Annotated in this window: 12 protein-coding genes; 8 read left to right on the top strand and 4 right to left on the bottom strand. The window is 54.2% G+C overall.

Translation table 11 applies throughout. The features are described from left to right. Positions 1-118 precede the first annotated feature (118 nt). Positions 119-1,114, bottom strand: coding sequence for an ROK family protein (locus tag SH248x_RS09375; protein WP_459558272.1), 996 nt, complete (start codon positions 1,112-1,114; stop codon positions 119-121). Positions 1,115-1,501: 387 nt separating this feature from the next. Here SH248x_RS09375 and SH248x_RS09380 point away from each other — a divergent pair, with 387 nt between their 5' ends. Both SH248x_RS09380 and SH248x_RS09385 read left to right on the top strand, forming a co-directional pair. Beyond that, the gene (locus SH248x_RS09380; RefSeq protein WP_459558273.1) at positions 1,502-3,214 is read left to right on the top strand and encodes a PQQ-binding-like beta-propeller repeat protein; all 1,713 of its coding nucleotides are present in this window, start codon (positions 1,502-1,504) and stop codon (positions 3,212-3,214) included. Between the two features lie 90 nt (positions 3,215-3,304). Then, complete coding sequence (locus SH248x_RS09385) at positions 3,305-4,660, top strand: PP2C family protein-serine/threonine phosphatase (RefSeq protein ID WP_459558274.1); 1,356 nt, start codon at positions 3,305-3,307, stop codon at positions 4,658-4,660. 190 nt (positions 4,661-4,850) lie between these two features. Here SH248x_RS09385 and SH248x_RS09390 read toward each other — a convergent pair whose 3' ends face one another. Continuing rightward, positions 4,851-6,452 (bottom strand): hypothetical protein, encoded by a 1,602-nt coding sequence (locus SH248x_RS09390; RefSeq protein WP_459558275.1) that lies wholly within the window; start codon positions 6,450-6,452, stop codon positions 4,851-4,853. A gap of 297 nt (positions 6,453-6,749) precedes the next feature. Here SH248x_RS09390 and SH248x_RS09395 point away from each other — a divergent pair, with 297 nt between their 5' ends. Continuing rightward, a complete protein-coding gene (locus tag SH248x_RS09395; RefSeq protein WP_459558276.1) occupies positions 6,750-7,328 on the top strand; it encodes a glutathione peroxidase in 579 nt (192 codons plus the stop codon). A gap of 318 nt (positions 7,329-7,646) precedes the next feature. Next, positions 7,647-10,796: a PVC-type heme-binding CxxCH protein gene (locus SH248x_RS09400; RefSeq protein WP_459558277.1), complete on the top strand. Its 3,150-nt coding sequence runs from the start codon at positions 7,647-7,649 to the stop codon at positions 10,794-10,796. Between the two features lie 188 nt (positions 10,797-10,984). Here the strand turns inward: SH248x_RS09400 and SH248x_RS09405 are convergent, their stop codons facing one another. Beyond that, entirely contained in the window at positions 10,985-11,863 is an 879-nt protein-coding gene (locus SH248x_RS09405; protein WP_459558278.1) for an aminotransferase class IV, read from the bottom strand. Positions 11,864-11,891: 28 nt separating this feature from the next. Then, positions 11,892-13,073, bottom strand: a complete 1,182-nt coding sequence (locus SH248x_RS09410) for an LptF/LptG family permease (RefSeq protein ID WP_459558279.1) — start codon at positions 13,071-13,073, stop codon at positions 11,892-11,894. Between the two features lie 349 nt (positions 13,074-13,422). Here SH248x_RS09410 and SH248x_RS09415 point away from each other — a divergent pair, with 349 nt between their 5' ends. From SH248x_RS09415 to SH248x_RS09430, 4 genes are all read left to right on the top strand, one after another. Beyond that, positions 13,423-13,749 carry an Hpt domain-containing protein gene (locus SH248x_RS09415; RefSeq protein WP_459558280.1) on the top strand — a complete coding sequence of 109 codons (327 nt, stop codon included), beginning with the start codon at positions 13,423-13,425 and terminating at the stop codon, positions 13,747-13,749. A 218-nt stretch (positions 13,750-13,967) separates the two neighbouring features. Further along, complete coding sequence (locus SH248x_RS09420; protein WP_459558281.1) at positions 13,968-14,483, top strand: hypothetical protein; 516 nt, start codon at positions 13,968-13,970, stop codon at positions 14,481-14,483. A 359-nt stretch (positions 14,484-14,842) separates the two neighbouring features. Next, complete coding sequence (locus SH248x_RS09425) at positions 14,843-17,146, top strand: vWA domain-containing protein (RefSeq protein WP_459558282.1); 2,304 nt, start codon at positions 14,843-14,845, stop codon at positions 17,144-17,146. A gap of 101 nt (positions 17,147-17,247) precedes the next feature. Then, complete coding sequence (locus SH248x_RS09430) at positions 17,248-18,609, top strand: hypothetical protein (RefSeq protein ID WP_459558283.1); 1,362 nt, start codon at positions 17,248-17,250, stop codon at positions 18,607-18,609. Position 18,610 lies beyond the last annotated feature (1 nt).

Genomic DNA, 18,610 nt, shown 5'->3' on the forward strand with positions numbered 1-18,610 from the left:
AAGAGGGAGAGGAACCACGGATGGGCACAAATCAGACAGAAACGACAGACCTTATAAAATTCCTTCGTGAAACTTCGTGTTCTTTGTGCCTTCGTGGTGAATCTTTAGCTTCTGGTTCTCAACTAATCTCCGCCGTCGACATGACATGCCTCGCCCACGCGGCGGCTCCCATGACGGTGGCGTCGTCGCCGAGTTTGGCGATCTTGAGTTTGGCGACGTCCTTGTATGCCGGGAGAAGCCAGCTGTCGATGCCCGCCTGGATCGAATTCTGGAACAGTTCCGGCATCGCAGTGACGAGTCCGCCGCCGAGGATGATGATCTCGGGAGCCAGGACGTGAATCATGCCCGCCAGCGAGATGCCGATATCGTGACCGGCTTTATAGACAATCTGCTCGATGGCCTTATCGCCCTTCTTGATGGCATCAGCGAGCGAGCCGGAGCGGACGTCAGCCAGGTCGGTTTTGCACAGTTCCATCAAAGTGGGAGCCTGACCACGATAGGCGGCTTGAACAGACGCCCCTGCGATCGCTAGGCGTCCTGCGACTGCTTCAAGAGATCCTTCGTGTCCAAACCCCGACAGCGGGCCACCGGGCAGGACACGGGTGTGTCCGAGTTCCATGCAGGAAATGCCATGGCCGCGGAAGATGCGTCCTTCGTAGATGAAGCCCGCACCGATCCCGGTCCCCGGGAAGACCCCCATCAGGCTGCGTGACTTCTTATGATCGCCAAAGCGGTATTCGCCATAAACGCCACAGTCGACGTCGTTGGCAACGGTGACGGAGCATTTGAATTCTTTCTCGAGAATCTCTTTGAGATTCACTTTTTTCCACCCGAGATTGGGTGTGTCGAGGAGAATTCCTTTGTCAGGATTGACTGGTCCTGGGCAACCAACGCCAATGGCGCGGATTTGCGAGGCGGGAATATTAGCGACCTTGAGTGCATTCTGGATCGTCTCAATGACTCGCGCGACCCCGGACTCGACGCCCAGATATCCTTTGGTCTTCTTGCGGTCCCGCCCCAGGCATTCGTAGTCGCCATTGTAGACAGCTGCAAGCTGTTTGGTCCCGCCGAGGTCGAAGCCGACCCAGTAGCCTTCGTTGGTGTCTTGTGGCACGATGTTGCGTACTCCGTCAGGGGCAATCTGGCATTGAGATGGAATCCTGATGATAACGGATGAAACCAGTGCAACGTAGCGAAAGCCGGGACGAATTCCGAAGTCTTTATTCGTTGAGATCGATTTTCAAAAAAGCCCTGATGCATCCCTCGTTTCAGGTTGCTGCATTGAGTTGGCGGCCAAATCGCGGAACAGATGTCCGTGAGAATCCGATTCTTGTATGATATTTGTAGTGGACTTCTGCCCCTGGTTCTGACATTATGACGAATTTTGTCAAATAGTCTTATTAAATTTCCAACACCACTCCGGTTCGCAGAGTATTTCTTCCGAAACGGAACGACCGATTCATTCACCAATTGTCGATCCCTCGACTTGAAAGCATCGACCATGTCCAGCATTGGCAGTGACGGAACGAAGCCAGAAGTTCCCGTGACCAGTCCGAAAAAGGCTCCGTTCATTCGCAATCTCTGGTTCCTGATCGGGTCGGCGGTCTTCGTCATTGGCATCTACGTCGCTGTGGAGTTCTGGGAGTATTCTCCGATGGGGAATTCGCTGCCCAATACGATCCAGCATGCCCTGATCGCGTTGACCCCTATTTTGCTGGCGATCTGGATGGCGTTTCTTTCAGGCTGGGGGCGACGCGGCATCGTGATCGCAGGACTGATGCTGTTCACGCTCGTCGGCGGTGCCATTGCCGCTGTTCGCGAAGTGGAGTTCGATGGCGATATGCTGATGACGTTCCACTACCGCTGGGAGCCGACGGTCGAGGACCGCATCGCTAAACACCGCGAAGAGCAGGGCGGGACGGCTCTCCCCGTCGCAGCCAACGAAGAGTCTCGTGCTGCCTTCCATGAAGCCTTTCATATAGGCACCCAAGACATGGCCGACTTCCGCGGTCACAACCGTGAAGGCATCATTGATGGCCCTGTCCTCGCGACAGACTGGACAACCAAGCCGCCGGTCGAGAAGTGGCGGATTCCCGTCGGCGAAGGCTATTCGTCCATGGCGGTTGTCGGCGATCGCCTGTTGACGATCGAACAACGTGGCGATCAGGAAGCGATCGCCTGTTACGACGCGAACACCGGCGCCTCCCTATGGGAACACCTTTACCAGGCTCGTTTCTACGAAGCCATGGGCGGGCTCGGCCCTCGTTCGACCCCCGTCGTCGACGAAAAAGGACGTGTTTACACCCTCGGCGGCGAAGGGGATGCCTACTGCCTGGATCTGTTCGACGGCAAAGTTCTCTGGCATCACAATCTGCTCAAGGAATACCAGCTGCCCAACGTCACCTGGGCCATGAGTTCCAGCCCGCTGCTGTTGGGTAATCATGTCATCTACAACGCAGGTTCAGAAATCGGACAAGGTCTCGTCGCATATGACCGAGAAACAGGCCGCATGATTTGGGAAGGGGCAGGGCTGTCACGCGGTTCCCATGCAGAAAACCTATGCGGGTACAGTTCCCCTCGACTGGCGACGCTGGGCGGCAAAGAACAGATCCTGCATTTCGACGGAGCAGGACTGGGTGGTTACGACATTGAATCCGGCAAGACCCTCTGGTTCTACCCGTTCAAGAATGACGCCGGCGTCAACGTCGCCCAGCCGCTGGTTCTCCCGGACGATCAGATCTTCATCACAGCCAGCTACAATCATGGAGCTGCCGTCGTCAAAGTCTCCGCGGACGGCGAAAAGTTCAATGCCACCCAGGCCTGGACATCCCCCCGCTCGATGCGCTGCAAGTTCACCAGCCCAGTTCTTTATAATGGAATTGCCTACGGCCTGGACGAAGGCATTCTGATGGCGCTTGATCCCGTCAAAAATGACGTCAAATGGAAAAAAGGACGCTACGGCCACGGTCAGCTTCTTCTTTCTCACGATAAATTGTTTATCCTGACGGAGAAGGGGCAAATGGTCCTGGTTGAGGCGACCCCCGACAGCTGGCAGGAACTGGCGAGCCTGCAGGTCCTTTCTGACTCGGTCAAGGTGTGGAATCCCCCGGCTCTGGTCGGGAATCGGGCTTTTGTTCGTGATCATCATGAAATGGCGTGTTATGAACTCCCCCTTGCCAACGACACACCTGCAGCGAATACTCCCCCCAATTGATCAACTCAGACCTTCCTGAGAACCTCCGACTCGCTGATGTGTCGACTTTTAACCCAGACTTTCCATCTGGCGGGATACAGGAAAAGCAGTATGAGTCTCTACGAGAGCATTGACGAGCGTCGAAACATCTTAGCTCCCGCGCCCAAACTGCGCTTCACCAGGCACATCGCAGGAACACTCAAAGAACGTCTCGATACGGTCGTCGATACGATGCGGGAAATGAGCCAGCAGACCAACCCGGAGGAGATGGTCCGCTCGTATGGCGCCCGTATGCGCAAGCTGTTTCCTTCTGATGGCGTCATCTCGTTGAGTCGACGCGGGTTGACTTATCCCAACTACCGCATCACCCGCTTTACCGGCTGGCAGAAGCAGGTGAATCCCTGGAGAAATCCGGAACAGCTCCCTTTGATGTCGGGCGGTTTGCTGTCTGAACTGATCTACAGCAATCAGCCCCACGTCATCGATCAGCTGGAAGTTGACGACGATGACCCGGCGGGCTCGTACATGGAGAATCAAAAATCACTCAGAGCCGTTCCATTATTCGACGGCGGAGAAGCCCTGAATATGGTGATCGCGATGCGCCAGGTCGAGAATGGATTCTCGGTCGAAGATCTCCCGGAAGTCGTCTGGATTTCGAACTTGTTCGGACGTGCGACACAGAATCTCGTCATGGCTGAACAGCTCGAGCAAATGAACTATATGCTGCAGCGCGAGATGGAAGTCGTCGGCGAAATCCAGCGCGACCTGCTGCCGCAAAAGCTGCCCGAAATCCCCAAGATGTCGCTGGCCGCTTATTACCAGTCGTCGCAAAAAGCCGGCGGTGATTATTACGACTTCTTCCCGCTGCCTGATGGCAAATGGGGCATTCTGATCGCGGACGTCAGCGGCCACGGCACGCCCGCAGCTGTCGTCATGGCGATGACGCATAGCATCGCCCACACCTGGGATCATGATGGCGAAGGGATGGATTCTCCTGCTGCGTTCATGAACTATCTCAATCGTCACCTGACGAAGCATTACACACTTCGTTCCGGTGCCTTCGTGACCGCCTTCTACGGCGTCTACGATCCATCGAATCGTAAGCTGACGTATGCTTCTGCAGGACATAACCCGCCACGCGTCAAACGCTGTTCGACGAACGAAGTCTTTTCGCTCGACCGAGCCGGTCGCCTGCCGATGGGCATCACAGACTCGATCACCTACGACGAAGCCAGTATCTACCTGCAGACCAGAGACCGTCTGATCTTTTACACCGACGGCCTGATCGAAGCCCACAATGATCTCGACGAACTCTTCGGCGTCCCTCGCCTCGACAAGACGATCACCGACTGCAAAGTCCGCGGCGCACAAGAAACACTCGATACGCTGACCGCATCGCTCAAAGATTTCGTCGGCTCCCGAAACTATTCCGACGATGTCACAATCATCGTCGCCGAAGTACAGTAAGCATTTCCAGATTGATTCCCCAAAGTGAAGCCGTATTCCGCCCCTTCTCCCTTGAGGGGAGAAGGTGTCGGCGCTTCGACGACGGATGAGGGTGGGCGATAGGCAAGCGTTCGCCCCCAATTCCAAGTCGACGCCAGAAACTATTTCCCCTCTTCACGGCTGACACAGCCGTGGCACACGTGAAGTATGATTACCTTGCTGATGCCTTCTGGTACCACTCAGCCCACTTGTTGATCACAACGACGTGAAACCGCTCTTTTGCTGCTTCTCTCTGCTCTGCTGTCGCGGTTTCTTCTGTGACGCCGTCCGGCAAGTACCCCGATGGATCACTCTTCCCGCCAACTCCAAACGGCTTGCGACTAATCAGCTTTAAGCCACGGTTTGCTTCCGCGACGATCCCCCAGTTCTCGTCTCTGAGCTTCTCGATGAGTGGTCCACAGGCTTCGATGCGATCTGCTGAAATCAGACTCGTCACGACCTGCATCCGGATCTGCGGGTCCTTGTTTTCCAGGAGCTGATAAAAGATCGGCTTATTCGCCATTAAGCCCATGGGGTCTTTTAACAGGGCAGGGATGTCGAGTTGCTTGTCATCTCCTTCGAGAACTTCCAGATTCATGGTGGAAAGCTTCTTCATGATCGCGTCCATGCCTTCGGCAGGATTGTCATTCTTAACTGTCCCGTTCTCGAGAACGACCCCCGCCAGATCATCCGGCAGTCCCCGACCGCCAATCAACATTCCACCACCAATCATCTTTTCTGCGCGATCGAAGCCGAGAATCTGCCCTGTCGCCTGACTGAGAAAAAGGATGCTGAAACACGTATCATAAATGGCTTCAGAGTGATACCAGCTGCCGTCTACATTTTGAATTTTGACAAGCGTACTCGCGCCGTCCTGATACCAGTCGATCCCATTGATCTCTTGAATTTCATTCAGCGAACAAAAACGCTCGACGGTGTACGTGTAGTAAAACTGCCATTGTTGAACGTTTCCGTTGGGTAAATAAGAATGCCTCGGGCTGATCCAAGTGAAGGCACGCTTGGCTGCTTCTGTTAACTGACTGGAATTGATGGAAACAGGACCATTCAATTCGGGTGCTGGAGCATCGGGCCGATCAAGATTGACCTGTTTGAGAATGCCAAATTTCTTCTGCTCATTCTTTCGACCGGCAATGCCCGATTCTCCGAACAGTAGTCGATTAATCAATGCCAGTGATCCACAACCGGCGGCGGTCATGGAAAGCGTCGACGCTCCATTTTTCGTTGGATGATACTCATGCGATCCATCGGGACGTTGACTTGCCAGATGCCAACGTCCAGCGCGATCCCAGACACTCGCAGGGACCTGTACGCCAGCTCTCATCGTGGCCCACAAGCCGAGTAACGCATATTGAGTGATGCTGGTATCACCGCCCGGACCATTCTGATTGGGATAATACCACCCACCACTTTGTAGCTGCCCCTTGATGATGAAATCAGCAATCAACTGCAGTTGAGGTTGATAAAAGACGGGATCAGCCGCCTCGAGCGCCATCGCATCGATCGCTGCTTCGTAGTAATGATGATGAATGGGGTTGTATTCAGTTTCCGAAAACTTGTTGAGTACTTTCTCAAGATTGGCTTTGACCGCCGGACTGTCAGTCTGATGGGTTCCCTTGATGATCGCATACGCGACCAGCCCTGCTTCATACGGCGGGATCGTATGATTGCTTAGAAAATCGACTCCTCTGCGAATGGCGTTCTCCACTCCCGCAGGAGGCGCAGCACAACCAGGGCGCGAAGTCGATAGACTCATGACGCATACGATGCATAAAACTCTCAGACGCAAATCATGCCAGTCAAACATTCAATTCACGCCTTGACGACCAGAACAATGGACACCGCATTGATATTTGACAAAATTCTCCGCCGTAAAGATAGCATTCTTTCTGCACATCAATCATAGTTGATTCGTCAGAGACAAAAGGACGTCATGGCAATTCTGAATTCCCATGAATGCCCCGTTCTTCCGCTCGCCTCCCGCCTATAATCTCTCGTCCCTCGTAATGTCTCGTCGGACGATACTCCCGCCAAACGATTTCAGGAGCGCCTCATGAAGCTGAGTTTTCTCACCCTGCTGCTCGGAACCTTCACCCTGGTTCAAGGACTCACCATGTCATCAGCCCACGCTGAACCACCACAAGCCCTCAACTTCAAAGTCAAAACGCTGACGGGCGAAGACGCTGATCTCAGCCAGTATGCCGGCAAAGTCATCCTCATCGTCAACGTCGCCAGCAAGTGTGGCAATACCCCACAATACGCAGGTCTCCAGGAACTTTACGACAAGCACAAAACAGACGGCCTCGTCGTCCTCGGCTTCCCATGTAACCAGTTCGGCGGCCAGGAGCCAGGGTCTGCCAAAGACATCGGCGAATTCTGCGAAGCCACCTACGGCGTGAAGTTCCCGATGTTCGAGAAGGTCGATGTCAACGGCCCGAACGCACACCCGTTCTACAAGTACCTGACCAGCTACAGCGGCAACGGCATTCAACCAGGCCCCGTCAAATGGAACTTCGAGAAGTTCGTCATCGGTCGTAACGGGGACGTCGTCGCCCGTATTGGCGCCCGCGTCAAACCAGACAACAAAGACGTGACCGAAGTCCTCACCAAAGAACTCGCCAAGAAGCAGTAATGGAAATTGTGATCACCGTCCGCTGATCACGCGAACCCAAAATGGGAACGCGGAGCAGACGGTGGTGAGCAGTGGTGACGCAGGCGAAGTTTCAACTTTGATCTTCTCCGCGATCTCTGCATCACACTGTTCCCTCTGCGTTCCAGTCTCCTCTCTTTGACAATCCTGCTTGCGAACCAGCGAGTCTTTCCCGGCAAGAATCCTCAATTCTCCGGGAAAACTCGCGATCCGCAGGATCGCTGCTTGCCATGCTCGGCAGGAATGCTTGAAATCGCTTTCGCTACGCGTCATCAGATCACCTCCACGAAGGACAGCCCGATGAACCCGTCCCGCTTTGCGCTTGCTGCTCACGTTTTATCGCTCGTGACGATGACCCTCTCAGCCGATTTGCTGTCAGCACAAGAACCCAAAAATTCTCGTGACGCGAAAGATGCCGTCCGACAGTTGGACGTCCAGGATCCCAACCTCGAACTGACACTTTTTGCCAGCGAGCCGATGATCAGCAACCCGTCGACCATCGAAGTCGATGCCAGCGGACGGGTGTGGGTCGGCGAGATCGTCAACTACCGTCACTTCCGCAACGGCGATTTCAAGCCACGTGAAGAAGGGGACCGCATCCTCATCCTCGAAGACACCGATCACGATGGCAAAGCCGACAAGACGACTGTCTTCTACCAGGGCAAAGATATCGATTCCCCTCACGGCATCCTGGTCCTCGGCAACCGTGTTCTCGTCTCGACGCCACGAACCATCCTCGAGTTCTACGACGACAACAACGACCTGAAAGCAGACCGCCACTCCGTCCTCTTTTCCGACGGCGGCAAAGACCAGCACGACCACGGCTTCCACACCGTCATCTTCGGACCAGACGGCAAACTGTATTTCAACTTCGGCAACGAATGCAGACAGCTGCTCGATAAGAACGGCAAGCTCGTCATCGACCGCAGTGGACGCGAAGTTAAATCTGGCTCAGGCCCTTATCAACAAGGGATGATCTTCCGCTGCGACCTCGACGGCAGCAACGTCGAAACACTCGCATGGAATTTCCGCAATCCCTGGGAACTCTGCGTCGATCCCTTTGGCAATATCTGGCAGTCCGACAACGACGACGACGGCAACAAAGCCACCCGCATCAACTTCGTCATGGAGTACGGCAATTACGGCTTTAATGACGAAATGACCAAAGAAGGCTGGCGGGCAGATCGAACCAATCTCGAACACGAGATTCCCGACCGTCACTGGCACCAGAACGACCCCGGCGTCGTTCCAAATATGCTCATCACTGGCGCCGGCTCTCCCTGCGGAATGATCTGGTATTCGGGCGACCTGCTGGGCGAGAAATACAAAGGCCAACTCATTCACTGCGACCCGGGTCCGAACGTCGTCCGCGTCTATCGTCCTGAACCGGATGGGGCAGGGTACAAAGCCATGCAGGAAGTCCTCGTCGAAGGCAAACGAGACCAATGGTTCCGCCCGGACGACGTCTGCACCGCCCCCGATGGATCCCTCTTCATCTCCGACTGGTACGACGGCGGCGTCGGCGGGCACCGCATGGTCGATATCGATAAGGGTCGGATTTTCAGACTCGCACCGAAGGGGCATCAGTACAAGCCTCAATTAGTGAAAGTCGACTCCGCAGAAGAAGCAGTGACAGCCCTTCTAAGTCCGAATGCATCATCTCGATATCTCGGTTGGCAGACGTTAAGTAGACATGCCGAAAACGCCAGCGACGCTTTAGAAGCGGCCGTTGATTCTGATCTCAATCCAGCTCAAAAAGCTCAGTTGATCTGGACCATCGGCCGATGTCTTCCATTTGACCCGGAAAGCGACCTGCATCAATGGAAGAAAGAGGAACTCGCCAAACTGACCCCCGATGGGGACCTCGACCTGCTCATGACGAACCTTCGCCTCGGTCGCAGACTGATGACCGAACACAAAGTCAAAGAGAATAAAGCCATGATGCCACCATTTGTTCGCGAATTGCTCGAGGAACCCAACGTACTGCGTGAAGTGATGATCTCGCTGCGTGTGTTGCGCGAATCAGGTTTAATGCCCTCAGAGGAGGCATCAAGAATGGTCATGAGAGGGCTTAAGAATTACGACTCCAGTGACCGCTGGCTGCTTGAGGCAATTGGGCTCGCTGGCGATGGTATCTGGGATGAGGTATTAGTCAGCTACTTACCAAAAGACGAAGACAACGCCTCATTTTCTCCCGAGCAACGCGACATCATCTGGCGTTCCCGCGGCACCCAGACTCCTGGTCTTCTCATTGAGATCATCAAAGACTCCACTGTCCCCACAGCCGATCTCCCGCGTTACTTCCGCAGCATGGACTTCGTCGACCTCACCGCCTCTCAAGATGCCCTCGCGAAACTCGCCTTCGAAACATCGACCAGCGATCCGGAACGCGACACATTGATCCTCCTGGAGTCCGTCAGACGTCTCAAGAACTTCCAGCTCGACCAGCAGCCCGCGTACGAGAAAGCCGTCACCGAGAAGCTGGCGAAAATCACCAGCGATGATGCTTGGTTTCGAGTCATCAAAGCTCTGAAACTCAAACAGATGGATGCCGCCATCCTCGCGAAGCTGCCAAGCCATGCAGGCTCGCAACTCGCTGCCGACATGGCGGGCTATCTGCTGGATTCCGAGAAGCCGGAATCACTCGCGAAGTCGACCATCGAAGTCGCCAGTTCCACCGATGCTGCCGCCGCAGAGAACGCCCACAAACTTCTGCAGGCATTCGCTCAGGCGCGCAATCCCAAGATGATCGCGGTCTCCAAGGCCATCATCACGAATCCAGACTGCAAGAACGCAAACCTCAAGCGGGAAGCCCTCCGAGCCATCGGCGGCTTCGACGGCGGACGCAAGCAACTCATGGCCTGGGTCGAAGAAGGCATCCTCGATGACAGTTACTCACAAGCCATCGCCCCGTTGCTGCATGCTTCGAATGATAAGGCGATCAAATCGTTCGCAGCCCAGCGGTATCCACTCCCGCCATCCAAAGACGCCAAGCCACTTCCGCCCGTTTCAGAACTCGCCAAAAAACGTGGCGACGTCGCCGCCGGCAAGTTGCTCTATCACACGACCGGAACCTGCGGGAAGTGTCACATCGCCCAGACCATGGGACGTGAAGTCGGCCCGAACCTGACCGAGATCGGAAGCAAGCTGAGCCGCGAGTCGATGTATGAATCGATTCTCTACCCCTCTGCAGGCATCAGCCACGGCTTCGAGTCGTACAACATCCTCACGACCGATGGAGTCCAGGAAGTCGGCCTGCTCGTGAGTGAGACCGCGGAAGAAGTCACACTCAAAAACGCCGAAGGCCTCTTGAGAACGATCCCCGTCAACAAGATCGACTTCAAAGAGAAGCAGGACATCTCGATGATGCCTGCCGACCTGCAAAAGCTGCTGTCGGAAAAGGAACTCGTCGACATCGTCGAGTACCTGATGACCCTCAAACGCCAGTAGGTCTCAACCAGGTCAAAAATACGTCTGGGTAGTCCGGGTTGTCTCAACCCGGACGGCGAAGCCGCAAGAAACACGCTGATCGCGGATTTGATGTATTACTTCAATTCTCGGTCAACTGCGCGGTGACCGTGTTTCTTTCGGGTTCGAAGCGAACCAGCGGAGGTTGGGACAACCTCCGCTACCCAATTTTACGCTGCCTTACTTAACCCCGTCACACTCTCCATCATACCGGCGAACAACTTCCCAAGTGTCTTCGTCATGTTCCCTGGATGCCCGCCATTCACAAGCTGCTCGTGAATCTTCACAACGGGCATGACATCAATCGATGTACTCGTCAGAAACACCTCATCGGCCGTGAAGATCTCCATCTGATCAATCGTCCGCTCGATGACATCATAGCCTTGCCGCTTGGCCATCTCGATCAGTTTCAGACGCGTGACGCCACCAAGAATCCGTTGTTCCAGAGGTGGGGTGACGATCTGCTCGTCGATGACAAGAAACAGATTCGAGCAGGCCCCTTCCGTGAGTTGACCACGCTCGCTGACCAGAATCGCTTCACTGGCCTGGGCACGTACCGATTCATTGACCGCCAGACAGTTCGGCAGCAGATTCGATGACTTGATATCCGGACGCTTCCAACGCAAATCCGGCTGCAGAATAACGCTCACGCCGTTCTGCTGTTTTCGACGAATATCCTCGGCATCCAGCGGCTGAATGAAGATCAAGACGTTGGGCGTGGCATCGATCGCGAACGCATGTCTGCGTGGCCCGACGCCGCGGGTGATGTGCAGGTAGATCATCCCGGTCTTGTTCACGCTGGCTGCACAGAGCTTGTGCATCTGGCGTTCAATCTCCGGCATGTCGACTCTCATCTGGACCGCATCGAGTCCTGATTGCAGACGCTCTCGATGCTCGTCCCAGAAGATCGGACGTCCATTCTTGACGCGGAGCACTTCATACAGCGCATCACCAAACAGAAAACCTCGATCAAGAGCCGGGACGCGGACATCGTCCAGCGGCATGATCTGGCCATTCCAGGAAGCAGTGATTGGTGCAGACACAGTCATATCGAAATCACAATCAGGGCAATAGAAGTCAGTGTTTCAGAACCTTGCGGATCAGATAGATCCCCAGGCCAACCATCAGGATATTCGCAATCCACATCCCATAACTGGGGTCGATCGTGCCGTTTTTCGACTGGTTCATCAGCAGCATGATGATCGGATAATACACGAGAATGATCGGTACAAAACAGAGAATGAAGCTCGTCAGAAACTGCTTTTTCCCCTGGAGAATCGAGAACGGGCTGCCAATCAAAACGAAGCACAGGCAGCTTCCGGCGAGGGCATACCGACTATGGATCTCGGTATACATTCGGTCGATCTTGCGCGTGTTATCCTCGTTGTCGTAATACATGCGATTGAATTCTGTCGAAGCATACCGATCGAACTCGCCGAGCATCATCGTTGATGCGGCTTCGAGTTGAGCAAAGCGATCATTGAAGTTTCGCTGCCTTTCCATGGCAATGATTTCGCCGCGGATCTCATTAACGGGCAGGTTCTGGGCCTTGAGCGGCTTGAGCATTTTCGGAAGCGGAAATGTAAATTGCTGATCATCAATAAAGCCCTTTTGCTCGCCGGGCTTTTCATAGTAGCCGCCGATGACCCGTACGTGAACGAGGCTTTTCTCGATGTCAAATTCAAGGCCGATCCGTTCCGCCTGCAGTCGCAGCGGCGTCCCTTCTTTTCCTGGCTTATAGGTAATGGTAGGCTTGATCAGCGTGCGATTATCGACATCCATCGTGGATATGATGATGCCCTGCTTGCGTTCAATAAACTGGTGTTGAGATTTCAGACGGTCAAAGAAAATCTCTTCCATCGAATGCACAACGATCCACTGAATCCGCGACATCGCCCACGGGATCGCCTGGTCGGTCAGGAAAAAGGAACTCACACTCAACACAGCGCCCATGGCAAGACTTGGCCAGATGAGAGCCATCACGTTGATCCCGGCTGACTTACAGGCCGTAATTTCCTGATCGCCCGACATGCGTCCATAGACAACGCAGACCGTCAACAGCATCGTGGCAGGGATCGTGAAAGGCAGCAGGCTGGGGACGATAAACGGCAGGATTGCAAGGATCTGCTCAGGCCCTAGCCCGTGTTCGCTCGCTTCGCGGAACACGCCGATAAAGACAAGAATAACCGTCACGCCGGTGAGAATGGAGAAGAAGATGCGAATCATCTCTCCGAGCAATACTCGTTGTATGAGCTTCATGGTCGTCCGTAACCGAGAGCTGCGGCGTGTACATCAGGCAGCGGTGACGACGTTCATCATGAAAGTGGCCCCGCAGACAGTGTTTACTGAAAAGCAGCCTCCACCGTCAAGAGCGATGGCCCTCTCACGCCTTAAGGCTTTATCCTGCAGGCACCTGTGACCAATTCGCACACGGCAGCCGTCACGACAGTCTTAGAAAGTCGTTACAACCCCTACAGACTTCAAATTTGCCGGAAATCGAAGTGACGACCCGCCTTGATTTCGGACAACGACAATTCCGTCCCGAAATAAGACTTATAGGTTTGAGAACGCTCTGTTTCTTTTTCACATCAATCAGGTGCACCTGTTCATGGCTCTTGCAACCACAACTTCGCCCAAAGGTCCAGCGATTCGTTCTGAATTTGCAGATGATCCAGACTTCCTGGAACTCCTCGAAATGTTCTATGAATCGCTTCAGGAACGTCGGATCGAGATGGCGAGCGCCTTCCAGAACGGCAACTTCGAACAGCTCAAGACTCTCGCCCACCAGCTCAAAGGAGCAGGGGGCGGCTATGGCTTTTCCGGACTGACGCCGATTGCGTCCCGCCTGGAACAAGCCTGCAAAAACCACGATCTGGTGGCGATGCCGGAACTCGTTTCAGCCGTGTTGGCCTACATTGACCGGGTCATCATCTAACGAAACGGGTGAGTAGACCGGTCCCAAACGTCATAAACTGAACGACTTGGGATCAAAGTTCCTCGTGAACGGGCTGCTGAAAAATGCTCTCTTGTCCAGACGATTGTGTCGTGTCAACATAGAGAGACTTCGATCGGAGGATCTGCGCGGTTGCTCGTCAGATCTTGGTTCCGACTTTCCCGACCATCGGCATGCCGCTTTACGGAGTTCCACTCGTCATGAAAACGCCTCTGATCGCTCTTGCTGTCGTTTCGGCTTTCGTTGCAGGTCAACTGTCAGTCAGCCGTTCGACCGATTCCGTGATGCCGACACTGGTTAATACCGGCTATGCTCAGTTTGAAGAGGAAAATAAGGGTTTCGAGACATTCGAAATCAGCAATGACACGATTAAGCAGATCCGTACCGCCAACGAAGGCCTGCAGACCGCGATGGAATCTTTGCGGATCGAAGGCAAGTACGAGCCCGCCACGAAGTCTCTGAATTCCTTCATCGTCCTGTCAGGTGGCGGGAATCCTCTGGCTCAACTGGAAGCAGGCCAGGGGGTTGACCCTGAGACCTATGCTGCTCTTTACGCGGGTGATGCCATCCCGGAAGTCGCTGATTTCATCGCCTTCGATGCCGAAGGACGTCTGACCTACAAGAATCAGCTGGTCCGCATCATGCCAATTACGGACCTGAAAACCGCTTATGCCAATCGCAAGAAGCTTCTCACAGCCCGCTTGAAAGCGGACTGATTGCTCCCCAAAATAGTCACACTCGGAACAATCGCTACGGGTGGAATCCGTTAACCCTGACGTGCGTTCGCAACGTAACAATCAGGCGCAGGAAATCCTGCCAAATTTCCGCTTCCACCTATTTTCCCAGCGAATTTACTTCTAGGTGAACCGAATGAGGAGGTAGAATGGGAGGCCTGCTGCTCGAATCGAAGGTTTATAGCCGACGTGTTCGAGACTAAAATTCCCATCTGGCGCGGTGGTGGAAAACGCCCACCCGTCTCACAATCCAATCGATTATCGTTCGGCCGGGTTTTTCCGTGACGAACGTCTTCTGATCAATCCGCATGAGAGGGAGCCACCTGAAAATGGTCTCTTCGATGAAAAAGTCGGTGTTCAGTGCTGTAGTAGCGTTGTCGGCAAGCTGCACAGGTGCAGTTTCCGCAGGTTTGACGGAAAGCTATCAGACTGACGGTACTCTCTACAGCGCGGTTGGTGTCTCACTGCCCGCTGATTATCAGACAAAAGCGACGACGAAGAATCTGCTCATTCTCGTCGATACCTCAGCCAGCCAGCTTGGCAAGCATCGCGAAGATGCTTTCGGGATCGTTCAAAACGTCCTGGCAAGCCTGCCAGCCGATGTGAACTTCAGCATCTGGGCGATCGATAACACGATCCTGAAGACCAGCCCGGATCTTCTGGCGAACAATGAGCAAAACCGCTCCGATGCAATGAGCCGTCTGTCAGCGCGGTTCCCAGCCGGGACGACGAACCTGCTGGCTGCTTTGAAAGAAGCACACAAGGTTGCCGCCGCGAATCAGGCTGGTGTCCTGCTGATCGGCGACGGGATGTGCACCGCGAACCTGATCACTGCAGAAGACATGGCAACTCTCTGCCAGTCTTACCGTGATTCTCAAACACCGATTCACACGGTCGCTGTCGGTTCTCAACTCGACTTACAACTCCTGGGAGTTCTTGCTTACCAGACAGGCGGATTCCATCAGGTCCAGCAGGAACAATTTGCTGCTGAATACGTTGCAGAACGCGTGACGAAAGCCGTTCAAGGCCCCGTTGCTTATCCATCACAGCTGACTGTCGAAGGAGCAGAAACGCTTCCGACGATCGCGCTGCCTCTGCGAAAAGACCGTTCGAGCTTCTATCTTGTCAAACAAAATGCGACGTCAGTTAAACCTGTCGCGTTGACTCTCTCGTCTCAGAACGGGCAGGTCAAAGAAACAATTGATGGCACGACTGCTCCTTCTGCTGACAATGCCTATCTGGAACTGGTCTGGAACGCCTCTCAAGGCAATAACGGACTCTCTCTGCCTTTGGCTGGCGACGAGATGCTGAGCTCGACCAAGGCTGGATTCCAGAACTATATCAAGACCGTCAGCATGCAGGACGAATTCACTCCACAGTCGGTTGAAGACCGCTCGGGTCCTCCAACAGCCGATTCTGGAAACGAAATTCGCCAGTTTCAGGCTTTGCAAAAAGCAGCCAACGAGAAACTTCGACTGGAAGTCAGCAACGATATCGAACTGGCCAGCCAAATCGGCCAGACCGAACCGGAAGACAGCATCAATCTGCTCAAACGCACCCTGGCGAGTGTCAACGCCACGGATCTGATCGATCCAACGGTGAAAGGTGAACTCATCCGTGAGCTCAACTTCGCGATTGGCTCGCTGTCAGTTCGCAGCCGACAGATCGAATCAGACCGTATTCAATCCGAGCGTAAACGTGCTGAGTTGGAAGCCACTCAGCGGATTGTTGATGAAATCGCTTTCCGTGACGAACGACTGGAACAACTGATTGATAAAGTCCGCGCCCTGATGCTCGAAGGTTTCCGCGGTCGCGATGAAGCCTTTGAAGAAGCAGAGCAGGTTTCACGCGTGGCAGTTCGAACCGAACCAGGAAACGGTCCAGCCACTGCGGCGTTGTTCGGTGCTGAAGCGGCTGGTCGACTGGCTGAAGCCTTCTATCTGCGGTCTCTGCGAGCTGACAAATACCTGGCGACTTTGACTCAGGTTGAACTGTCACACGTTCCATTTCCAGATGAACCACCAATCGTTTATCCACCAGTTGAAGTCTGGAACAAGATCACCCAGGAACGTCAGAAGTGGGTTTCTCCCGACCTGCGTCGCAATAGTGTGAACGAAGAGCGGATCATGAACGCTCTGAAAGATAACACCTCGATCGAGTTCGTCGATACGCCTCTGAAAGACGCGATCGACTATCTGGCTCAGCTGCACCGCATCACGATCATCATCGAAGACAACGCCCTGTCTGAAGAAGGTATTCCTTCCGACGAGCCGATCAACCTCGTCCTGTCAGGCGTCTCGCTGCGTAGTGCCATGAAAATCATGCTCGAAAAACTCGGCCTGACATGGGTCGTCGAAGACGAAGTCATGAAGATCACGACCCAAACTGCTGCCGATGAAAAGAGCACGACTCGCGTCTATCCAGTGGCCGACCTCGTCATTCCACTTCAAATCCAGGGTGGCGGAATGGGCGGCGGTATGATGGGTGGTATGGGCGGCGGAATGGGTGGCGGCATGGGCGGTATGGGTGGTGGTATGGGAGGCATGGGCGGTGGTATGGGTGGCGGCATGGGTGGCTTCGGCGGAGGTGGTGGATTCTTCTCCATTCCTGACGCTGCCGCTGATGACGGGAAAAAAAAACTGTAGTCCCATCGAAACTTAGCGAAAACAGAGAAGTCAGCGAAGCTGATTCCCTCAATCTCATTGCTCGTGGTGTTGTACTGACGACAACCCACGAGCTTTTTTCATTGCCAGAAACAGCCAGCCAAAATGATTCTGTCATCCAACTTGCCAGTTATCAGCAACCTGAGAAGACACCTGTTCCGACTGACTGGAGTACCTTTCTTAAACAGCATGAGTTGAGTGATCCGGATATCCAGACTCTCGTCTTCGAGAAGCACGAGTCACGTCAGTTCAAAGATGTGATTGGCATTATTCAGGCTTGCCTCATTGCAGGACGACCTCAGCCCTGGATGTATCAGGTACTTGCCTTGACGATGGAGATCGAGCATTATCCCAAGGAAGAAGTCGAACGCGTTCTGCTTTCGAACAACGACTTCCGACCTCTCGACGTTCCAAACCTGCTTGTTTCTGCTGCCTATCTGACACGCTTTGGTGCCAAAGTGCAGGCCCTTTCCATGTACCGTCAGGCCTCCCGATTGGCGCCAAGTCGTCCCGAGCCTTACGCGCTGGGACTCAAACATGCCAAAGATCTGAAAGACCAGGATGCGATCATCTGGGCGGCCGAAGGAATTCTGACCTACGACTGGAGCACTGGCTTTCAACGGCGTCATGATGATGCAGTTGATACAACGACCGACCTGATCAGTCGCCTCAAGAAAGCCGGCAATACTCAGCTAGCCAACGAGCTCACGTCTCGTCTGCAAGAAGCCTCAATTCGCGATCTGGATATCCGACTTGAATGGAGCGGGGCAGGTGACCTCGATCTGGCTGTTGAAGAACCAACGGGTGTTGTCTGCTCATTTGAGAATCCACTCACGCCGGCTGGCGGAACTCTGGTCCACGATGGCAATGGCGGCGCCCCCAAGAACGGCTATGACCAATACGTCTGCGGCAAAGGTTTCAACGGCGTCTACAAAATCACGATACGTCATGCTTATGGGGATATTGTCAGCAAAAAAGCCATGCTCGTGATTACGGAAAAGGCCCAATCATCCAAGCCGGTCATCACGCAGCATCCGATCAATCTGACATCCGATGAAGTCGAGATTGAGTTCGAGTTGAAAACGGGTCGACGCAAAGCAGAACGCACGCTCGAAATCAAACCTTCCACGTTGCAGGAAACACGCGAAAAAGCTCGCGTTTCGACGCTGGAATTCCTGCGCAGTCGCCGTCGTCAACTGGCATCCACACCTGACCAACCAGATCCGTCAGCCGGGGCGGGCTCGATATTTGTTGGTCAGCAAGCCGTTGGTTATCGACCTGTTGTGACGACACTCAGTGAGGGCGTTTCACTGGCTGCGTCTGCGACCGTGTCCGCGGATCGACGATATGTCACTTTAAATCTGGCTCCCAGTTTCAGCACGGTCAGTGATGTTTTCACGTTTACTTTTCTGGGCGGTAACCAGAACAACAATCAGCCTCAATAGG

It is taken from the genome of Lacunimicrobium album (assembly GCF_052161635.1).
GTDB lineage: Bacteria > Planctomycetota > Planctomycetia > Planctomycetales > Planctomycetaceae > SXPC01.